Source organism: Mesorhizobium sp. CO1-1-8 (assembly GCF_020164875.1).
GTDB lineage: Bacteria > Pseudomonadota > Alphaproteobacteria > Rhizobiales > Rhizobiaceae > Mesorhizobium.
The window spans coordinates 195,869-215,735 of record NZ_JAIUGZ010000012.1; the positions used below are offsets into that span (position 1 = coordinate 195,869).

A 19,867-nucleotide genomic window follows, 5' to 3' on the forward strand; every position below is an offset into this window, starting at 1 on the left:
CGAGCCGCCCTGGTTGACGCGGGCGCCCGAGCCATCCCAACAATGCGCCCCCCCCGTCCGCGTCGACCACGGCAGCCCCCTGGCGCTGTCTTCCCTCGCGAAGTCCTCAAGCCGGCCCGCCTGATAATGCGGCCTGCGGCGACGTTCGGGCTTCAGCCGCCGACAAGCGCCTTTGTGGTCACCAGATTGACGCCGGCCTCGGCGAATTCGCCATTGTGCCTGATAACGACCTGTTCGGCACTCTCGCTGGCATTGTCCAGCGTGCTGTGCGCATCGGATACCACGGTCACGCCGAGCCCTCTGGCGATCGCGCCCTTGACCGTCGCGGCCACGCAAAAATCGGTCTGTGCACCCAGGAGCACGACGGCGCCCGCACCCTGCCCGGCAACCCAGTCGCCGAAGGCAGGATTGCTGAAAGCATCGCGCACGGATTTGGCAAAGATCGGCTCGTCCGCCGCTTGGCCAAGTGCGGGCCAAACCGGCCAGCCCGGTTCATCCGGTGCCAACGGATCGCCTTCGGGTCCGTCATGCCTGATAAAAGCGACCTTGCGCCCGCCGCGCCGCGCCCAGTCGATCACCGCCTTGGTGCGCTCGACAATATCAGGCGCATCATGGATCGGCGGTTCGTGCACGCCGTCGAACATACCGGTCTGGAGATCGATGACGATGAGCGGCGCGTTGTCTGGGAGGCTGGGTACTGGCATGGGCTTTACATAGCACGGCGGACAGGGTGATCAAGATTTCGCTCATTCCGGCGCGCCGCCAAACAGCACCACGCCGTCGCCGCTGGTGGGCGGCCAGTCGCGGATGGTGCGGTCGTTGCCGCCGGTGTCGCCATCTGCCATTCTCGCTTGGGGATAAGGAGAAATCACAATGAAGAAGACTTACGCGAAGCCGACCTTCGTCAAGAAGGGCAAGCTTTCAGCCATCACGGCAAACGGCCCGACCAGCGCCACGCTTTAATCCGGCGCATCTTTGGCGGATCGCGCCGGCCGCTGGAGAGCAAACTCCAGGTGCAATGGTTTTCGAAATAGCACGAAACAAAGAATTGGGCCCTGGCTCTTTGTCGCTCATTGTTGGATTTATTGCAGGTTTGGTGCTTTCAGCTCGCATGGTTGACAGATGGCCGCAGTATGGCATCATCAAGCTGGGATTTTAGGAGAGTCTGAAAATGAAGAAGATTTATGTGAAGCCGTCGTTCCTGAAAAAGGGCCGTCTGTCGGCGGTCACAGCGTCAAACGGCGCCTCGATTATTATTGTGCCGGCGCCAACCTGATTGCAGCGGGGCGAAATTTCGCTCCGCTTTGGCATGCCCAAATCTCAACGCGTCAGGACCAAATCGTCCACGACCATTTGCCAATAGTGTTTCGTCGACAGGCGAACACGCGTTACCGATTTGAGCATCGGGGCGTAATGAAGCGGCGTGAGCGCCGACAGCGTGATCTGATCGCTTGAGATCAGCTGCTCGCCGAGCCAACTTTCGATCAGCGCCACCTCCCCTTCCGACGCCAGCCAGGCGGCGCTCAGCATGACCGAGTGAAAGCCGAACGGCCGTTCGCGGCTGAATTCGGCCGGCAGCCCGCTGCTGGTGTAGAGCACATAGTCACCGGAGACGTTGCCATTGACATAGCCTTGGCTGTCCTTGGTGTAGTCGCGCGCCATCGCATTCAGGTTGCGCCACGCCAATCCGGCATGACCGGACGGAATTTTCCTGAAGGTGCGCGACGTCACATCGTCGAAACCGATCGTTTCGAGAGCGGCATCAGCGGCGATGCCGGCGCGTTGCGGCGACAGCAGGCCGAGATCCGCCGGATAGGGCGACAGCGTCAGCCGCCGCTCCAAGCCGCCGCCACTGACGCTGACCGTGTCGGCGCCATCGGCTAGGTCGAAGCTGAAGACGGCACCCGGCGCCAGTGCCCGCGTCTCCAGGACGTGCCCATTCCCCAACACGGACAGGGTCGCTGGTCCATCGCCGGCAACGCGCCCGCTGACGCGGCGCGGTGGTGCCAGACCGACCGGCAGCAGCATCTCCTGCGATACCATCCCGGCCGGCGAACCCGGCAGCGGCTGGAAGTGTCGGGACTGAATGTCATTTTCGCTTTTCGCCTGCCAGCCGGGCGGCACCGAAACCACAAAGCGCCAGTTGCCTGGCTTGCGGAGCACGGCCTTTCTGCTTTTCACCGACATGGCGAAATTGGCAAAGCCGGCATTGTTGGTGCGCGCGGACGCGGCGAGCTTGCCGGCTTCGTCATACAGCCGCACCATGATCCCGGCCATCGGCCGGTCTCCGGCGCCGTATTTGCCGTCGCGATCGACATCGAAATAGACGAAGGACGAGTAATTGAGCATACCCCCGCGGGCGTTCCAATCGGTACGGACGGCATAGTCGGCAGCCGGATTGGTCTGCCGCCGTCCCTTGCGGCGGCTGCGCTTCCGCCACAGCAGCCAGGACACGACAGCAGCCGCAAGCACCACAATGGTGGCGAGCAGGATCTCGACAGGGCCCAAGTCAGGCATGGAGCCTCGATTCACAAATCTCGTGGGGGATTGCGTTCATGGGCGATCCGGCTGCGTTGGAGTACTGTGCCGACAGGTCATTTGCATGTCGTCAAAAAGCGAACCCGGACTTGGGACAGCGACATGCATCAGACAAAAGACTTAGAGCGCGTTGCATGGATCCGTTCAAGCGCGACGCATGAAAGCAGTCGCCTTACTTCAATTCCACCCACACCGGCGCATGGTCGCTGGCGCCGTCCTCGCCGCGCACGTCGCGGTCGATGCCGGCGGCGGTCAGGCGACGTGCAAGTTTCTTCGACAGCAGGATGTGATCGAGCCGGAGGCCCGCATCGCGCGGCCAGCGGTTGCGGCGGTAGTCCCAGAATGTGTAAAGCGTTTCCTTCGGATGCTTCTTGCGCAGGGCATCAAGCCAACCCTGGTCGAGCAGGCGCCGGAACGACGCCCGGCTTTCCGGCTGCACCAGGGCGTTGTCGTCATAGGAGCGGGTGGCGTAGATGTCGCGCGGCTCGGGCACGATGTTGTAGTCGCCGGCCAGCACCACCGGCAGGCCGGTGTCGAGCAGCTGTTCGGCATGCGCCTCCAACCGTTCGTGCCAGGCGAGCTTGTAGGCGAATTTCGGACCGGGCTGCGGGTTGCCGTTCGGCGCATAAAGGCAAGCGACGATAATGCCATTCACCGCCGCCTCGATATAGCGGCTCTGCCTGTCGGCATCGTCGCCGGGCAAGGCATCGCGGGTCAGCACCGGTTCCGAACCCCGCGCGAGGATAGCGACGCCGTTCCAGGTCGGCTCGCCCTTCCACACCGCGCCATAGCCGGCCGCCGCCAATGCCGAGCGCGGAAACTGCATGTCGCGTGCCTTCAGCTCCTGCAGGCACACGACATCAGGCTTTGCCACAGCCAGCCATGCCAGCAGGTTTTCTAGCCGGCTGTTGATGTTGTTGATGTTGAAGGAGGCGATCTTCATCTTCAGCGCTTCAGGAAGCGATACGGTCCGACCACGCCTTCACCGTCTTGGCCAGCGTCTTCAGATGGTCGGCCGCCGAAAATCCCGAGATGCTCTTGCGTGGCTTAAGATCATGGTCGCCATCCTCCAGCCAGATCACCTCGATGCGGTCGGAAAGGTCGTAAGTCGCAACCTCGTCCCTGGTGCCGAACTCGTCGCGGGTGCCCTGGAAGATCAGCGTCGGCGTCTTTAGGTCGGCGAGGTGTTTGGTGCGCAATTGCTCGGGCTTGGCCGGCGGATGGAAGGGATAGCCGAGGCAGACCAGCCCTGAAATCTGGCCCTTGGCAAACATCTCGTCGGCAACCATCGAGGCGACGCGCCCGCCCATCGACTTGCCGCCGATGATGAGCGGACCGGTCACGCCCCTGGCCCTGAGATCGGCGATCGCCTTGACATATTCCGGGTTCACCGTCTCGGCCCGCGGCGGCGGTTTGCGGTGGCCGTAGCGGCGGGCGGCCATGTAGTGGAATTCGAAGCGCGCGACCTGGAAATCAGCGGCGGCCAGCGCCTTGGCCGTGGCGGTCATCGAGGGGGAATCCATCGACGCGCCGGCGCCATGCGCGAGCAGGATGGTGACGGGGGCGTTGTCGTCGCCGTCGAAGAGGAAGGTGGTCACGGGGCAGCCTTTCCATAAAGGCCGAGTTCATTGGCGCCCCCCTCTGTCCTGCCAGACATCTCCCCCTCAAGGGGGGAGATCGGATGTCGCCATCGCTTTCGCAAATCGCCAAAGTAGGAAAGCGAGCGAGACAGCAAAGCTGCCGATCTCCTCCCTTGAGGGGGAGATGGCCGGTAGGCCAGAGGGGGGTGTTCAAGCGCCAGCATCCCTCACCCCGCCGTCCGCGCCAGCTGCATATCCACGAACTGCACGCCCTTGGCGGCCACCCGCGCCCATTCCGAATCCGCGTCGAGTTCCAGATAGCGCCCCCACAGCCGCCGCGCCTCCGGCAGATCGCCGGCGTCGAATTCCAGCCTCGCCAGGTTGAACACCGGATCGGCATAGGTTTTGTCGAGCGCGATCGCCTTCTGCAGGTGCCTTCGCGCCGAGGCGTCTCGGCCTTGCTCGCTCATCAGCCCGGCCAGGTTAAACCAGGCCTCGACGAAGGCCGGGTCGAGTTTTATCGCATTGATATAGTCGTGTGCGGCGTCCGCCGCGTGGCCGCCGGCGCGCAAGCAGTTGGCGCGGTTGAAGGCGGCGATCGCATCGCTCGGATCGATGGCAAGGCAGCGCTGGTAGAGTGCGGCGGCCCCATCATGGTCGCCGCCCTCCTCCGCTGCTTCCGCCTCGGCAAACAACTCTTCCAGCGTGTCGTCGGCTGCCGAACCGGCGTTGCCCAAATCGAACAGCAACTGCCCGTCGAGTTCGCTCTGGCCGCCTTCGAGATAGATAGCATCGGCGCGCCCATGCTGCGAGCCGACGTTGAGCGACTTGGCGGTCAGCGACGCCACCGGGCCGGAGCGGTGGACGGAGCGCGCGATCGCCCCCCATGTCGCACCGCCTGCAATGAGCCCGGCATATTTGCGCGCCAGGATCAGGTCGCGGAAGGAATAGGGTTCTGCGTCATGCTCGAACGCATCGAACAGGCTGAGCAGGTCGAGGTCGGCGCCGGATAGCCGCGACTGCTCGATCAGCGATTGCCGCGACAGCGAGGATGCCTCCGGTGTCTTCATCAGTCCGAGCAGGCGCAGGAATCCGTTCTCGCTGAGGAGCTTGTGCCCGGCCGCGCGCTCGGTGGCGATGCGGCGCTCGATATCGGCATCGCCGTTCCTGGAGAGCCCGGCTTTGGCCAACAGCGTCCGGCCGAAGACGACATGCGTGGTGCGCCTGGTGACGCCGCGCCGCAACTGGCCCTCCTGGCGCTCGACTTCGCGTGCCGCCAGCCGCAGCGGAAACGCCGCCAGCGCGCCGATGGTGCCGAAGACGCCGCCGACCGGTGCCGTCATTTCTTGCTCTTGCCGACCGCCTTCAGCAGATTGGCCTTCAACGGATTTTCAGCAGCACCACCCGTTGCCGCCTTCTTCGCGGCGGGCTTGGCAACCTCGTCGGCCTTGCTCTTCGACTTGGCCGGCGGCTTCGATTGCGACAGGCTCGCCTTCAGCGCATCCATCAGGTTGATGACATTGCCCCGTTCCGGTGCCGCCGCGATGATCGGCTTGTGGCCTTTCAGCTTCTCGCGAATCATCGTCATGAGTGCCGCCTCGTAGCGGTCCTCGTAATTCTTCGGATCGAAAGTGGTTTCTTTCTGCTTGATCAGAGCTTCGGCGAGCTGCAGCATTTCCGCGTCGGGCTTGCCGGCGGGGATGTTGCCAAAATATTCAGCTGTACCGCGCACTTCGTTCGGGTTCCTCAAAGTGCACACGAACATGCCGTTCTCGCGCGCGCCGATCGTCACCACGCGTTCCCTGCTGGACAGCACAAGGCGTGCGATCGCCAGCTTGCCGGATTTGCGCATCGCTTCGCGCAGCACGGCGAAGGTCTCCTCCGCCATCGCGCCGTCGGGCGCCATGTAGTAGGGCGCATCCTGATAGATGACATCGACCTCGTCCTCATCGACGAAGGCCTCGATGTTCATCGTGTGATTGGATTCGATGCGCACCGCATCGAGATCGGCATCATCGATGATGATGTACTGCTTGTCCTCGTATTCGTAGCCCTTGACCAGATCAGCACGCTCGACGAGCCCCAATTCGGGGTCGACCGGTTTCATGTTGATGCGGTTGTGGGTCTTCTTGTGCAGCTGGTTGAAGCTGATGCGCTCGCTGGCGCTGGTGGCGGGATACAGCCGCACCGGACAGCTGACGAGGCTGAGTTTGAGGTAACCTTTCCAACTTGCCCTGGGCGCCATGAAACACTCCTACGCGGCCATGCACTGACATTTGCTGCAGCACTTTCGTCCGAAGGACGATTGGCGCCGCGCAAATCCTACACCGACCCCACACGATACAGGCAAATCCCTGACGAAATCTTCCGCCACGTCTTGAGGTCGTGGCGGAGAGAATAATTCAAATTGTCGGAAGCGTCGATGGCGTTGGGTTCCTCAGGAACCTAGTTCTTCAAGGCCGGCAAATCCCGTGCGAACTCGTCGATCTCGGCCCACGGATCGCCCGAGGTCGCCAGCAGCCCCGGCAGGGAGGAATAGTTCAGATCCTGCGGCGCATCGATGGATTCGAGGTCGCTCCAGCTGACCGGCGTCGAGGCCGGCAGATTGGTGCGGGCGCGCAAGGAATAAGGGGCTGCGGAGGTGTGGCCGCGCGCATTGCGGTGGTAGTCGATGAAGATGCGCTTCTTGCGGTTGTCCTTGCCCATGGTGGTGGTGAAAGTATCAGGCGCCGTTGTCGCCAGATGCGTGGCGATCGCGCTGGTTGCCTGGTGCAGTTTCTTCCAGTCCTGCTTGCCCGTCACCGGGACGGTGATGTGGATGCCGCTGCCGCCCGAGGTCTTGGCGAACGGCACCAGCCCCAGGCGCTCCAATTCGCCCTTGATGTGCACGGCGGCCTCGACCACCTCGCGCCAGGTGATCCCTGCTCCCGGATCGAGGTCGAGGACGATCTGGTCGGGTCTGTCGAGGCTGGTGCGGTGGGTGCCCCAGGTGTGGAACTCGACGACGCCGAACTGTGCCAGCGCCAGATACCCTTTCGCGCCTTCGACCGAGAGATAGGATTTGGTCTCGCCCTCGGAATTTGTCGCCTCGAACGTCACCACCGAGGGCGGCATGCCGGTGAAGGCGTGGCGCTGGAAGAAGCAATCCTTCGGCAGGCCGGTCGGGCAGCGCACCAGCGACACCGGCCGGCCGAGGATGTGCGGCAGCATGAAGTCGCCGACCAGCGCGTAATAGACCGCGATGTCGAGCTTGGTCGGGCCGGTCTTGCCGAACAGCCGGCGCGTCGGGTTGGTCACCCAGATGGTGGCAAGGTCGGCCTCGGCGATCAGCCGCTTGCGTTTGAACGAGACCGGCGTCGACAGGCCGACATCCCTCAAACCACGGAAGACGCCGTGGCGCAGCGCATTGTCCGAGGTGCGGTTGGCGTAGTGGATGCGCGCCGACAGCAGCGGCCGCACCCAGTTCATCTCGCGCATGATTTCGCGCGGGACACCCTCGGGCGCGGTGGCGCCTTCCCGCAGCGGCTCCAGCCTGGCGAGCAACTCACCGGCGGTGGCGGCATCGAAACCGGTGCCGACCTTGCCGCGATAGTGCAATTCACCATCCTCGAACTCTGCCATGCCGAGCGCCGCCAACCCTTCGGCCGCATCGGAGATGGTGAAGCCGGCGATGACGAAGTCTTCCGACAGCAGCGCCTTGGTCTTGGTCCAGCTTTTGCTTCGGCCGCTCTGATAGATGGCCGTGGCGCGCTTTGAGACGACACCCTCCAGCCCAAGTTCCGACACCTGGTCGTAGAGCCCCTGCCCCGAGCCCTCGACATGGTCGGAGAACTGGATGGCGGAATTGGCGCCGAGGCCCGACAGCATCTGCGCCAGCAGCGCCTTGCGCCGGACCAGCGGCGCCTTGGTGAGGTCCCAGCCGTCGAGATGGAGAAGATCGAAGGCGTAGAAATGGAGCTTACTGCCGGCGCCCTCGGCCAGCGCATCCTGCAGCAGCGCGAAGCGGCTGATGCCCTGGGCGTCGAGCACGACGATCTCGCCGTCGATGATGGCATCGCGGCAGGGCAGCTTCGCGAACGCATGCGGCAGGTCGCCATAGCGCTTCGTCCAGTCGATGCCGCCACGGGTGATCAGTCTGATCACGCTGTCAGTGAGATGCGCCATGGTGCGGTAGCCGTCGAATTTGATTTCGTGCAGCCAGACTTGTTTGGTGTCTTCGCCATCGGGTGGTTTTGGCACCTGCGTCGCCAGTTGCGGCTCGATACGGGCAAGCATGGGGGCCTTGAACGCGCCCGGCAGCGTGCCGGGCTTCAGCGATCCCTGTCTGGGCGCGGGTTTGGCGGCGGGCTTTGCCGGCGCCGCCAGTTCCTCGATGCGCAATCCGGATTTGACGCTTTCCGGCCGGACCGTGAGTATGTCAAGCGCGGTGTCGGCGGCGAGGTCACGCTCCTTGAACAGCAGCCAGTTCTTCTTGTTTTCGTCTTCGCCGGGTTTCGGCTTCAGCCGGGTCAGCATCCAGCCGCCATTGAGCTTGTCGCCGGCCAGCCGGAACTTGAAGGCGCCTGTGCGCAAGCTCTTTTCGACATCGTCCATCGGCGCCCAGCTGCCGGTGTCCCAGACGATCATCGGCCCGCCGCCATATTCGCCCTCGGGAATGACGCCCTCGAAGTCGATATATTCGAGCGGATGATCCTCGGTCTCGACCGCCAGCCTTTTGTCGGCCGGATTGAGCGAAGGCCCACGCGGCACCGCCCAGCTCTTCAAGACATCGCCGACCTGCAGTCGCAGATCATAATGGTCTGCGGTGGCGTGGTGCTTGTGGACGACGAAGCGGTTGCCGTCGCTGCTGACGAGCCCGCCAACCGGTTCCGGCGTCTTGGCGAATTCGCGTTTGGCGCGATAGGCTTTGAGCTTTGGTGGAGTCGTCATCGCAAGGATCGAAGCACGGCGGCCAGGAACAAGCCAGTCACGCTCTCAATCGTCAGCGGCCGGCGTCAACTCGAGCTCCGCCGGCGACAGCCCTTGCTGCAACTGGCTCAGCCGGAATTCATCGACCCAATAGGCCTCGCCGTCGACCAGAACCCGGGCCTGGTAGGTGCCCGCCGAAAAACGCCGCGCGGTGATGTAGACCTTGTGACGATCGAGCGCCTTGCGCACCGCGGAGCGCTTGGAATTCTGACCTGTGACGGGACTGAACATGACACTGCCCTCGGTCGCCCTGACACACAACGCGGCCGCTGTCGGCAGCCTGACGACTGGGGTCAAGGATGGCGGAGACGCGCCGTCCTGTCAATTTCGCGGACAGCGCAGGATGCAGTCCGGTCAAATTTACCAATCTTTTGAATATGCTTGGGCCTTGGCCTGAATCAAGACGTGAAGCACACGGAGATGAACTGCGCACGACCGCGCCGCCAGACTATCGTCCGTCGCTGCCGCTCTGCCACGCGGTCGGCATGCCCGAATGAGCAGTTTTTTGAACTTCCGTGCCGATGAGATCGATTGTCGCCGCCGCGACGTCGGCAACCTGAAGCCGCTGGACGCAATAGACCCCACCGGCGTTGTTTTCCTTACACAAACCTGGTGCGATGCACGGACAAGGCATGGGCGGCTGGAGCGTTCGGCTGGGGACACCGAACGGGCCCCATTGCTCAGGCGACGTCAGACCGTACAGCCCCACCGCTGGAGTTCCGACAGATGCCGCGATGTGCATCGGCCCGCTCTCATTGCCAAGAAAAATTGACGCTTCGGCCAACAATGCCGTCAGAACCTCAAGCGAGGCTTTTCCGACGACACTTGCGACTGGCGACGCTGCCATTTCAAGGATCCTTTGCGCGGCAAGCCCTTCATCCGGCCCACCAACGAGCAGGGATCGCAGCCCGGTTTTGGCGTATACCTCATCGATGACGGCGGCAAAATGTTGCGGCGGCCAGCAGCGCCCTTCAAACCTCGCGCCAGCATGAACGGCCACATATGACTTCTTCGCCAAAGCGTTTTCCGCAAGAAGCCTGGCACACTCTTCCTCGGCGGTCTTGGTCGGCTGCAGCCGAGGCGTTGGGTCCTGACAATCCAGCCCGAGGGGGCGGAGTGGAGACAGGTTCCTGTAGAGATAATGGGGTCCGCCATGTCCGAAGGTCGCGGCGAGAACGTTTGCAAGCTGGATTTCCCAGAACTTCATCGGATGCTCGGAAGGATCGAAGCCGACGCGAAGTGGAGCCCCGATCAAACGATGCATGATCCGCGAGGTTTTAGAATCGGTAAGATCGATACTAAGATCGAATTTTCGACGCCGCAGATCAGAGATGACGCCACGATAGTCGCTCAAACGCTTGAGCAGAGTCCTTCCTCTGCCACGGGATTCAAAGCCAACGGCAACATCGGCCACCCCTTGCGCGACGATGAACTGCTTGAGACCCGGCGCACAAAGCATGGTTACCGAGGCTTGTGGATAAGCAAGGCGCAGATTGCGAACCAAAGCAGATGTCAGAACGACATCTCCAATGTACTTCGTTTGAATAATGAGGATGGAACGAATCCCATCTCCTAAACTTTTATTCATCGAGATGATCTGCCGAAAACGCAAATTAAAGAAAATCCGCCGGGGACACTCATTTCTGGACGTCAAGGGGCGCTTTCAAATATAGAGCTAACCAACCCTGTCAACAAGCTTGCCGGCCTCGGTGCCTCTTTGCATCGGTCGTCGGCAGGACCGGCAAACGCTCGTACTCAGTCCTTCAATCGCCGCAAGCGGCGCGTCAGGCCCTGGACGGCCTTGAGCAGCCGGGGACGCGACCGCGTCATGCCTTCGACCCGGCTGCGCAGCAAAATGGCTGCGTTCGCAGCCCTGCCCCGCACCGTTACCGGTTCGCAGATCTCGGCCAGAACCGAGCTCGAGGCGCCGATATGTTGCTTGTAGCCCTGGCCGCCGACCGACAGGTCGAAATAGTCGAAGCCCCGCTCGCATCCCCACATCATCAGCTTGCCCATCGTCGTCAGGCCGGGTGAGACATTGGCGACCGCATTCTGGTCGATGCCGAGCAGGAGGGCGTGAAGTGTGCCTTTTCTGACCAGCACATAGATGGAGGCGAGCCAGGCTTCACCGACGCGTATCCCGAAGAGCCGCACCGATCCGTTGGACAGGCCTTGCAGCGCCGCGGCGCGGTAGAAATCGACGACCGGGGTCTGCGTCAGGAGGTCGAAACGCCCGAGCTCACGAAAACGCTTCAGCCGCAGTTCCAGCAATACATCCAGGAGCTCCTCGGTCAGATCAGGCGTGTCGCCCTCGACCAGAGCGAGGCCACCAAGCTGTTCGAAGCCGCGACAATGCTTGCGGAAGGCCTTGGCGAAGGACGGCTTGCAGATCCGCCTGATGAGCGTCTCCGGGTCGCCATGCAGCATGAGGCCGGAGGTGACCTGGATGGAGTCGCGCGCCACCGAAAGCAATGCCAGCGGATTGACCACGCCGTGGATCTGCTGCGGGATTCCCGCGATATGGATGCGATCCGCCGGTGGCAGCACGGCACGGACCGCCGCCCACATGGCGTCGGCACTCTGCCTGGTCCACGCTCTCCGATCCGCCAGGAGCGGCACCGAGTAGTCGCACACGCGGCAGCTCAGCCATTCGATCACGTGGTGGCCGAGGGCTCGGCGCCGCATCAGCGGCAGCAGCATAGCCGGGGCGCCGGTCACGGCGTCACTCACCTCGACGAAGACCAGGTCTGCATCTTTGGGCATCAGCCGTGCGGCGATTCCTTCGACCCAGGCATAGTGCTGATGGGCAGTGCAGACGCCGTGCGCCTCAAGAAGCAGCCATAGCAGCCTTACGGTGTCGAAATTGGTGTGCAGCCGAGCCGTGAAGCGCGCGGTTGCATCAGCGTTGGCGACAGCCGGGAAAAACAGCCCACCGGGCAAATCCGTTGTCGGAGTCGTTCCCGTCGCGTAGCTTGCCACATGCTTCTCCCGTCATTCTGATCCCCCACGCAGGCGCCGCAAATCCCGCATCAGTCCCTGGAGCCTCTTCAGCAGCCGAGGTTTGGAGCGCACGAACACCTCGGTCCGGTTGCGGACCTCGATGGCTGCGCTCACGGCGCTGCCTCGCACCGTAATCCCGTGGCAAAGCTCGCGCAGGCCCGAACCCACGGCACCCATATGTTCCTTATAACTCTGGTTGCCTACCGACAGGTCGAAATAATCGAAACCGCGACCGCGCGCCCAGCTCATCAACTTGCCCATGATCAGAAGTCCCGGCGAGACATTGGGCACCGCGCCCTGATCGATTGAGATCAGCAGAGCATGAACGGTGACTTGATGGATCAGCAGGTATTGTACCGCGATCAGAGCTTCACCAACACGCAACCCGAAGAGCCGCACCGACCCATCCGACAGGCCCTCGAGAGCAGCGTTTCGATAGAAGTCGACAACTGTCGCCTGCGTCAGCAGGTCGAAGCGGCCCAGTTCGCGAAAGCGGCTGAGCCGCATCCGGACCAGGCCGCCGAAGATGACCTCCACCAGGGCCGGCGTGTTGGCTTCGACCAGTTCCACGTCGCCAAGCCGTTCGAGGCGGCGCCAGTCCTTGTTGAAGGCCTTGACGAAGGATGGCCGGCATAGGCGCTTGAGGACGGTTTCCGGGTCGCCGTCGATGGCGAGGCCGAAGCTGGTATGCAGGGAATCGCGCGTGGCCGCGAGCAAGGCCAGCGGATTGGCGACGCCGCTGATCGATTGCGGAATTCCCGTGATCTGGATGCGGTCCGCCGGCGGCAGCACGGAACGCACCGCGGCCCACGCGGCCTGCGCCGATTGCGTCGTCCACGGGCTGTCATCGGCCAGCAGCGGTGCCGAATAGTCGCAAACGCCATAGCTCAGCCATTCGATCACCCGATGGCGGAAGGCCGGTCGCCGTATTAGCGGCACCAGCATTCGCGGCGCGCCCGTCACGGCATCGTTCACCTCCACGATGAGCAGTTCCGCACCTTGCGGCATCAGCCGCGCGACGATCCCCTCGGCCCAGGCATAATTCTGGTGGGCGGTGCACACACCGTCCGCCTGGAGGCGCAGCCAGAGCGGCCTCACCGCTTCCAGGCTGGTGTGGAGCCGCGCCGTATAGGCATCGCCGGCGACGACGGTGGCCGGATGGGAGGACTGGCTATCGGGCGAGCCGGTCACCGCAGCAATTTGCACCGCCTGGACTGCCATGTTTTTTCCTATCGCTTTGCCGTAGCGAACGGCAGCGTCCGCCGCCACGCGCCCAACCCGCTGTCGCGCGCCTCATCGGGATGCTCGATATTCCACATGCGGTGATGCGCGAAATACCATGATGCCACGAGCACGAACATCTCCGAGACTGCGGAACCCAACAACGCCCACGGCGGAGACGCGATAGCCAGCAGGGCCGCGATCAGCGCCAGCCCGACGACCGCGCCGCCCGTCGTGATGAACGCGACGATCCGAAAATCGCCGAGTATCTCAAGCACGATGCGGGGCATGATATAGAGCATGATCGGGACAAAATTCGCGATCACGAAAACTCCGATGAACCAGGTCGAAGCGTCCTGGAGAGCCTGGGATTTTATCATCGGCAGGACGAACATGATCGCACATCCATAAGCAAGGCCGCCGAGCCCCATGACGAGCGCCCAGATCTTGGCCTGCGTCCAGACACGGCCTGTTTCATTGTTCCGCATCAGCCTGGCGAGATCCGGCTGCGTCATGTTGACGAACGCAAGGCTGATGATGCGCAGCGGAGCAAACAGCACCAGAACCGCCGCCAGCGGCGCGTAGGCGGCTGGCCCGGCAATGCCGGCGACCAGCAGCGCCAGACATTGACCCTGGATGTTGGTGGTGGTCGCGCTGAATGCCGACCAGCGCAGTTGGGGCCAGAGTCTGATATAGCGTCGCCGCGTCGGCATGCGGAAGCTGATGCGAAGCGAGCGCCGAGCCAGCCGGACCAGGACGAAAATGCCGAACACATTCGCCGCTGCAAGTGCATAGAACACGGTCTGCAGCGGGTCTTGGACCAACCAGATCGACAGCCCGGCCAGGAAACAGCCGGCGACTGTAAAAGCGCCATCGCTGATGGAGACGACAACCTGCTGGCGCCGTGCGAAAAAAGCCGTGCGCATATGGCTGCGCAACGACCAGGCACCGACGAAGCAGCCGGCGGCAATTCCGCTTGGATCGCCAAGGACATGCATCAGAACAGCCGTGCCGACGGCCATCAGCAACGCCACGATCAGCGCCGCCGTTCCGAACGCCACGTCATAGGTATCGACGCCGGCGCTGTTGGTGCTCTTGCTCATCCAGATGCTGGCGGGAACGGCGGTGAGCGACCTGATATAGGACAGGCCGACACCGCCCATGACCATGCCGATGGCGAAGAGGCCGTAGCCCTGCGCCGACAGCATGTGCAACAGCATGATGTTGAGGGCAAAATGAAAGCCGCTCTGCATCGCCTCGCCTCCGATCATCAGCACGAGGCGTCGAACCAGATGGCTTGGAAACGCTAACTTCACGACCGTGTCTCCGCTTCGCGGGCAGCAGGCTCCCTGCCCGGCCGCGCGATGGTCGTCCTCAGCTTGTCGGAGGCGATCGCGGTGATCGCCGCGGCCGCGACCGGCTCGCTGAAGATCGCCTCGTAGCGCGCGCGCCCGGCAGCGACAAACCCGCGCCAGGCCTCAGGGGCGAGGATGATCTCCTGCAATTTCGTGCCAAGAGCTGCTGCGTCGCCGGGCGGAACATGCCAGCCAGTCTCCCCGTCGCTGACCACTTCCACCAGCCCGCCGATCGCCGACACAAGCGGCGGCCGGCCATAAGCCATCGCCTCGATGGCGACGCGGCCCAGCGATTCCGGACGCCGCGACGGCACGGTGACGATGTCGGCCCAGCGATAATGCTCCGACGGGTCGGGAATGAAAGGCAGGACGGTGACGCGCCCGGTAAGCCCCATGGTTTCGACCAGTTCGGCAAGCGCACGCTCGCGCTCGGTGCTTTCGAAGGCGCCGCCGACCAGCCGCACCTCGACTCTCGCCTGGAGTGCTGCCGGCATCGAGGCGATCGCCTCCAGCAGGACCTCCTGCCCCTTGATCCGGTTGATACGGCCGAGCAGCAGCACCCGCAATGGGCGCTTGCCGTCATACGTCATCGGTTCGACCGCCGCCGGCCCGGCAACCCCGTTGTAGACGACATATGCGCGCGCCGCCTTGGGATCGCCAAACGCGGCGCGTGTCGCGCGTGAATTGAAGATCAGATCCGCATGGCTCCAGCGCATCAGACCGACAAGTACCCTGCGCATGGCGCCTTCGGGGATTTCGTGGATGTGCAGGACGGCCTTGTGAGGCAGCAAGCGCGCGGCCAGGGCATAGTCGGCCACGATCGAGGTGTTGACATAGACGAGGTCGCAAGATTTGAGGCGCCGCCACGCCCTCAACACGGCAACCGGCAATCGCGCCATCTCGACTGTCGCAAGGCGCGCAATGGCCTGGCGCCGCAGCACCCAGAGCGGTTCGAAGACGATCCGGCTGGCATGCGCTTCCAGAATCTGCACGATCGGCCCGCTGCGCGGCAAGACCACCTCAATGTCGGCCGACGGAAACGCGGCGCGCAGCGCGGCAACGCTCTCCGCGAAGCTGCGGTCAGAACCATAGAGTTCATAACCCTGATGAACGCAGGCAATCCGCATCTTTATATCCCGCCGGGTGCTGCCACCATCGCGCTGGGCGATTGTGGCAGAAGCCCGTCCGCAAGAATCATGCCCGGTTCGATATGTCCGACTATCAGTTCGATATGTCCGACTATCGGTTCGACACGTCCGACTCCCAGCCGTACGCCCCTGGCATTGCTTCGTTTCGATACAGCTACGCACAGAAGGGTTGACCGAGAATGAAACAACCACCGGGTTCAACACCGTTTTTTTACAACCCAGCGCGATGATCCCCTCCCAGGATACCGAAATCGGGAGATGGCACGGAAGTTGCGGTCTCTTCCTAAGAATTAAGCTATATCTAATATACAGAGACATGTGAAAGTGCCGCCGGCCATGAAACCAGAAACGCCCGCCATTCTGATCCTGGGGACCCGCGGCATACCCGCGGCCCATGGCGGCTTTGAAACCTTTGCCGAAAAACTGGCGCTGTTTCTTGTCGGGCGCGGTTGGAAGGTCAGCGTCTATTGCCAGGATGAGGTCGAGCGGATCGACCAGAGGGTGCGCAGCGAAACCTGGCGCGGCATCGAGCTCATTCACGTCCAGGTCGCCTCCAAGGGACCGCGCGCGACCCTGGAATTCGACTGGCAATGCGCCCGCGACGCCGCCAGGCGACCGGGCGTTTGCCTGGTGCTCGGCTACAATGGCGCGGTCTTCCTGACCTGGCTCAGGCTGAAGCGGCGCAAGATCTTCACCAACATGGACGGCATCGAGTGGCGTCGCCCCAAATGGGGGATGGCGGCGCGAACCTGGTTCTGGCTCAACGAATGGATCGGCGCCTGGGCCTCGCATCGGCTGGTCGCCGATCATCCCGCCATCGCCGATCACCTGGCGACGCGCCGGCCGCGCAGCGCCATCGCCACCATCGCCTATGGCGCCGATCCAGTGGCATCAGCGCCCGAGGCGCCGGTCCGGGCGCTCGGCCTCGAGCCCGGGCGCTATCTGGTCTCGATCGCGCGCATCGAACCCGACAACAACATCCTGCCGATCGTCGAAGCCTTTTGCTCCGCCAAGCGCGACATGAAGCTGGTGGTGCTGGGAACGCTGTCTGACGACATTCCCTACCATGCCGCCATCCGCAAGGCGGCGAACGGCTCGGTGGTCCTGCCGGGCGCCATTTACGACCAGGCAACGGTGAAGGCACTGCGCTTCCACGCCCGCGCCTATCTGCATGGCCATACAGTCGGCGGCACCAACCCGTCGCTGGTCGAGGCGCTGGCGGCCGGCAACATGGTGATCGCGCACGACAATCCCTACAACAGGTGGACCGCCGGGGCGGCGGCGATCTACTTCACCGACAAGGACAGTTGCGCCGAGCGGATGCAGCAGGCGCTGGACGACGATGCCCTGGTCAAGGCCTGCGGCGTTGCCGCCAGGGCGCGCGCCCGCGAAGCCTTTCGCTGGGACGATGTCCTGCTCGCCTATGAAAACGAGGCCTATCATTTGCTCGGCGTCACCGCCAAGACCACCGCGATGGACCACGCATCGCCAGGAACCGTATGACGGGCTGGTCGCGCCGGCGGGTGCTGCGGATGGCGCTTTCCACTGCGGCGGCTCTAGGCTCGCTCCCGGTCGCACCAATCGCTCGCGCCGCCGCCGGGCCGCGGTTTCGGCGCGGCGTCAACGCCTGGCCCTGGTTCTCGCTGACGCGCGAGTTTCCGGCACCCCGCACCGACTATGGCTGGCCACCCTTCCAGTCGCAAAGGCCGGTGCCGACACCGGACGACCTGCGTCGGCTGCGCGAGACCGGGCTCGATTTCATCCGTCTGCCCGTCGATCCTGGCCCTTTCCTGGCCGCCGATGCCAAGACGCGCGGCAAGTTGCTGGACATGCTGGACGCCGCTCTCACGGCCACCCTCGACGCCGGTCTCGGCATCATCGTCAACATCCAGGCCAATGCCGCCACCCATTACTGGAACCCCGACCGCATGGTCTCCAGCACCGTGGCACCCGCCTTCGATCTCTATCGCGGTCTGGTCGGTGAGCTTGCCGGCAGGCTGGCGCGGTTCCAGCCCGGCAGGGTGGCGCTCGAGCCGGTCAACGAACCGGCGCAGGCCTGCGCGTCGAACGTCTGGTTGCAAATTCAGCTCGCGCTTCTGACCGCGGCACGGGCATCGGCAGCGACCCTGCCGCTGGTCGTCACCGGAGGCTGCGGGTCGATGGTGAGCGGACTGACCGCGCTCGATCCGGCACCGCTGTCGCCCTTCGAGCCGATCCTGTTCACCTTCCACTTCTATGAGCCCTACCTGTTCAGCCATCAGGGCGCGCCCTGGATGCGCGAGCCCGTCTACCGGTTGCTCAACAATGTGCCGTGGCCGGCATCCGCCGGCTCGCTGGAACAGACGCTGGCATCGGTCAGGGCGCGCATGGCGCAGGACACCGAAAGCCCTGAAGATGCCAAGCAAGCAGCCTATGCCGAGACCAAGCGTGTGCTGAAAGTCTATTTCGACGCCCAGCCCGACCGCTGGTTTGTCGACAAGTATCTTCGCCAGGTTCGCGATTGGGCCGACGGCCACGGCCTTGCGCCGGAACGCATCATCATGGGCGAGTTCGGCGCGCTGCGCACCGACGCCCGCTATGTCGCCGCGCCCAACCCGGATCGCGGGCGCTACATCGCCGATGTCAGGCGGAGCGCCGAGGAACTCGGCTTCGCCTGGGCACTGTGGGATCTCTTCGATGGCATGGGCATGATGGACGACACCACCCGGGCGCTGGACCCAGATATCATCGCGGCGCTTGGCCTGACAATGCCGGCGGACTGACCGGCCTGAACGCTGCCCGCGCCGGCCGGTAGAGCACCAATGCCAGCACCACGAACTTGGTCAGCAGCGTCGTCTTCGACGCGACGCTTTCCGAGGTGTTGATCAGGATGACCCAGCCCAGCATCGGCAGCCAGATGCCGTGATGGCAGCGGCGCGCCACCTCGAACAGGAACAGCACGAAGCCGAACGTCAGCAAAAGCGTGAAGAAGGCGCCCTGATAGAGAACCGTGCGGATGATCGGGTTCTCGATGCCCTGTTCGAGACCGTTGATGCGGCGCAGGCTGTCGATCAGTTCGACATCCGGCCCAACGATCAGATCGCGCAATTCCAGGTGCTTGAAGAGCTCGAACATCTCGACGCGGGCATTGGCGCTGCCGCTGTCCGACACAAAGCGCTCAAGCAGCGCGTCGAAGAAGCCCAGATATGCCGCCACGATGATGACGACCGGCAGCAGCGCCGCAAGCATGAAGCCGAGTGCGGCCCCCAAGAGATTGACGCGGCCCTGGCGCAATTTGGTGGTGCCCTGAAAAAGCAGGTAGCAGCCGCCGAGCACCACCGTCGTCACCATCGCGGTGCGGCCGCCGAAGGCGACGAGTGCCGCGCATTGCAGGCCGATCAACCCTATCCGCACCGGCATTGACAGGGATCTGGCACCAGAGAGCAGCGCAAGCACGTAGATCGCTGTCACCATGGCATTGGCAAGCGGATGCCCCTGCAGCGCGCTCGAGCGCAGATCGGTGGTAAACGCCACGCCGTCTAGGCGATAGGGGAAGATAAGCGTCTTGGTGGCGAACTCGAAAAGGGCAAGCAGCGCATTCGCCGTCATGACCACGTGAACGACGGTCTGCAGCCCGGCGAAGGTCCGTTCGTCGTCCTCGCTGAGCATCAGCACCAGAAGTGCCGCGGCCACGAACGTATCGATCATGCCGGCCATGCCGGGCCGCTGCCTTGCGATGACGACGAACAGAAGCACGATGGATATGGCGGCCATCAGCGCGCTGGCCGGCCGCCTGTCGGCGAGATGGACGATATGGCCGACCGGATTGCCTGATGCGCAGGAGCGCCAGGCAAACAGGAGGACGATGAGATAGGTGGACGGGTGGATCTTGGTCGCCGGGTTGCCGAACAGACCATCATAATTGTAGCCGACCAGCCACAGCATGCCGCCCGAGATGCTGAACAGCACCGCTACCGCCGCGATCAGTCCGAAGCGCGTCAGCGCATCGACCGATGTGCCGGCGCGAGGTGCGGCAGCACCATGGTTCGAAGCGCTTGCGCTCCAGCTGGCCGCCATA

Annotated in this window: 18 protein-coding genes; 4 read left to right on the plus strand and 14 right to left on the minus strand. The window is 63.5% G+C overall.

Going from position 1 to position 19,867, the window contains the following annotated elements; genetic code table 11:
* Positions 1-152 precede the first annotated feature (152 nt).
* On the minus strand, positions 153-704 hold the full coding sequence (locus LB558_RS23200; RefSeq protein ID WP_224699662.1) for an isochorismatase family protein: 552 nt from the start codon (positions 702-704) through the stop codon (positions 153-155).
* 169 nt (positions 705-873) lie between these two features.
* On the opposite strand from LB558_RS23200, the gene LB558_RS23205 reads away from it, so the two are divergent.
* Entirely contained in the window at positions 874-963 is a 90-nt protein-coding gene (locus LB558_RS23205; RefSeq protein ID WP_224699663.1) for a putative RiPP precursor, read from the plus strand.
* Positions 964-1,171: 208 nt separating this feature from the next.
* A complete protein-coding gene (locus tag LB558_RS23210; RefSeq protein WP_224699664.1) occupies positions 1,172-1,276 on the plus strand; it encodes a putative RiPP precursor in 105 nt (34 codons plus the stop codon).
* A gap of 44 nt (positions 1,277-1,320) precedes the next feature.
* Here the strand turns inward: LB558_RS23210 and LB558_RS23215 are convergent, their stop codons facing one another.
* From LB558_RS23215 to LB558_RS23270, 12 genes are all read right to left on the minus strand, one after another.
* Complete coding sequence (locus LB558_RS23215; protein WP_224699665.1) at positions 1,321-2,517, minus strand: hypothetical protein; 1,197 nt, start codon at positions 2,515-2,517, stop codon at positions 1,321-1,323.
* 193 nt (positions 2,518-2,710) lie between these two features.
* Positions 2,711-3,481 (minus strand): exodeoxyribonuclease III, encoded by a 771-nt coding sequence (locus LB558_RS23220; protein ID WP_224699666.1) that lies wholly within the window; start codon positions 3,479-3,481, stop codon positions 2,711-2,713.
* A 10-nt stretch (positions 3,482-3,491) separates the two neighbouring features.
* A complete protein-coding gene (locus LB558_RS23225) occupies positions 3,492-4,136 on the minus strand; it encodes an alpha/beta fold hydrolase (RefSeq protein ID WP_224699667.1) in 645 nt (214 codons plus the stop codon).
* A 209-nt stretch (positions 4,137-4,345) separates the two neighbouring features.
* Positions 4,346-5,461 (minus strand): tetratricopeptide repeat protein, encoded by a 1,116-nt coding sequence (locus tag LB558_RS23230; protein WP_224699668.1) that lies wholly within the window; start codon positions 5,459-5,461, stop codon positions 4,346-4,348.
* On the minus strand, positions 5,458-6,363 hold the full coding sequence (locus LB558_RS23235; RefSeq protein ID WP_027035250.1) for a Ku protein: 906 nt from the start codon (positions 6,361-6,363) through the stop codon (positions 5,458-5,460). Before LB558_RS23235 ends, LB558_RS23230 begins: the two co-directional genes overlap by 4 nt.
* Positions 6,364-6,563: 200 nt before the next feature.
* A complete protein-coding gene (ligD, locus tag LB558_RS23240; RefSeq protein WP_224699669.1) occupies positions 6,564-9,047 on the minus strand; it encodes a DNA ligase D in 2,484 nt (827 codons plus the stop codon).
* 45 nt (positions 9,048-9,092) lie between these two features.
* Entirely contained in the window at positions 9,093-9,317 is a 225-nt protein-coding gene (locus LB558_RS23245) for a hypothetical protein (protein WP_127255818.1), read from the minus strand.
* Positions 9,318-9,534: 217 nt separating this feature from the next.
* Positions 9,535-10,698: a glycosyltransferase family 9 protein gene (locus LB558_RS23250; RefSeq protein ID WP_318011662.1), complete on the minus strand. Its 1,164-nt coding sequence runs from the start codon at positions 10,696-10,698 to the stop codon at positions 9,535-9,537.
* Between the two features lie 143 nt (positions 10,699-10,841).
* On the minus strand, positions 10,842-12,065 hold the full coding sequence (locus LB558_RS23255; protein WP_224699670.1) for a GNAT family N-acetyltransferase: 1,224 nt from the start codon (positions 12,063-12,065) through the stop codon (positions 10,842-10,844).
* A 12-nt stretch (positions 12,066-12,077) separates the two neighbouring features.
* Positions 12,078-13,307, minus strand: coding sequence for a GNAT family N-acetyltransferase (locus LB558_RS23260; protein WP_224699671.1), 1,230 nt, complete (start codon positions 13,305-13,307; stop codon positions 12,078-12,080).
* Between the two features lie 8 nt (positions 13,308-13,315).
* Positions 13,316-14,623: a hypothetical protein gene (locus LB558_RS23265; RefSeq protein WP_224699672.1), complete on the minus strand. Its 1,308-nt coding sequence runs from the start codon at positions 14,621-14,623 to the stop codon at positions 13,316-13,318.
* On the minus strand, positions 14,620-15,789 hold the full coding sequence (locus tag LB558_RS23270; RefSeq protein ID WP_224699673.1) for a glycosyltransferase family 4 protein: 1,170 nt from the start codon (positions 15,787-15,789) through the stop codon (positions 14,620-14,622). Before LB558_RS23270 ends, LB558_RS23265 begins: the two co-directional genes overlap by 4 nt.
* Before the next feature lie 357 nt (positions 15,790-16,146).
* Between LB558_RS23270 and LB558_RS23275 the strand changes: the two genes are divergently transcribed.
* The gene (locus LB558_RS23275) at positions 16,147-17,313 is read left to right on the plus strand and encodes a DUF1972 domain-containing protein (protein ID WP_224699674.1); all 1,167 of its coding nucleotides are present in this window, start codon (positions 16,147-16,149) and stop codon (positions 17,311-17,313) included.
* Entirely contained in the window at positions 17,310-18,572 is a 1,263-nt protein-coding gene (locus tag LB558_RS23280; RefSeq protein ID WP_224699675.1) for a glycoside hydrolase family 5 protein, read from the plus strand. Before LB558_RS23275 ends, LB558_RS23280 begins: the two co-directional genes overlap by 4 nt.
* Here LB558_RS23280 and LB558_RS23285 read toward each other — a convergent pair.
* Complete coding sequence (locus tag LB558_RS23285) at positions 18,535-19,866, minus strand: VpsF family polysaccharide biosynthesis protein (protein ID WP_224699676.1); 1,332 nt, start codon at positions 19,864-19,866, stop codon at positions 18,535-18,537. The two genes, LB558_RS23280 and LB558_RS23285, sit on opposite strands and share 38 nt — an antisense overlap.
* Position 19,867: the final 1 nt, after the last annotated feature.

Bases quoted from the DNA above. Each gene is read 5' to 3' on its own strand.
- LB558_RS23200 (WP_224699662.1), bottom strand. From the start codon at position 704: ATGCCAGTACCCAGCCTCCCAGACAACGCGCCGCTCATCGTCATCGAT.
- LB558_RS23205 (WP_224699663.1), top strand. From the start codon at position 874: ATGAAGAAGACTTACGCGAAGCCGACCTTCGTCAAGAAGGGCAAGCTT.
- LB558_RS23210 (WP_224699664.1), top strand. From the start codon at position 1,172: ATGAAGAAGATTTATGTGAAGCCGTCGTTCCTGAAAAAGGGCCGTCTG.
- LB558_RS23215 (WP_224699665.1), bottom strand. From the start codon at position 2,517: ATGCCTGACTTGGGCCCTGTCGAGATCCTGCTCGCCACCATTGTGGTG.
- LB558_RS23220 (WP_224699666.1), bottom strand. From the start codon at position 3,481: ATGAAGATCGCCTCCTTCAACATCAACAACATCAACAGCCGGCTAGAA.
- LB558_RS23230 (WP_224699668.1), bottom strand. From the start codon at position 5,461: ATGACGGCACCGGTCGGCGGCGTCTTCGGCACCATCGGCGCGCTGGCG.
- LB558_RS23235 (WP_027035250.1), bottom strand. From the start codon at position 6,363: ATGGCGCCCAGGGCAAGTTGGAAAGGTTACCTCAAACTCAGCCTCGTC.
- ligD (WP_224699669.1), bottom strand. From the start codon at position 9,047: ATGACGACTCCACCAAAGCTCAAAGCCTATCGCGCCAAACGCGAATTC.
- LB558_RS23245 (WP_127255818.1), bottom strand. From the start codon at position 9,317: ATGTTCAGTCCCGTCACAGGTCAGAATTCCAAGCGCTCCGCGGTGCGC.
- LB558_RS23260 (WP_224699671.1), bottom strand. From the start codon at position 13,307: ATGGCAGTCCAGGCGGTGCAAATTGCTGCGGTGACCGGCTCGCCCGAT.
- LB558_RS23270 (WP_224699673.1), bottom strand. From the start codon at position 15,789: ATGCGGATTGCCTGCGTTCATCAGGGTTATGAACTCTATGGTTCTGAC.
- LB558_RS23275 (WP_224699674.1), top strand. From the start codon at position 16,147: ATGAAACCAGAAACGCCCGCCATTCTGATCCTGGGGACCCGCGGCATA.
- LB558_RS23280 (WP_224699675.1), top strand. From the start codon at position 17,310: ATGACGGGCTGGTCGCGCCGGCGGGTGCTGCGGATGGCGCTTTCCACT.
- LB558_RS23285 (WP_224699676.1), bottom strand. From the start codon at position 19,866: ATGGCGGCCAGCTGGAGCGCAAGCGCTTCGAACCATGGTGCTGCCGCA.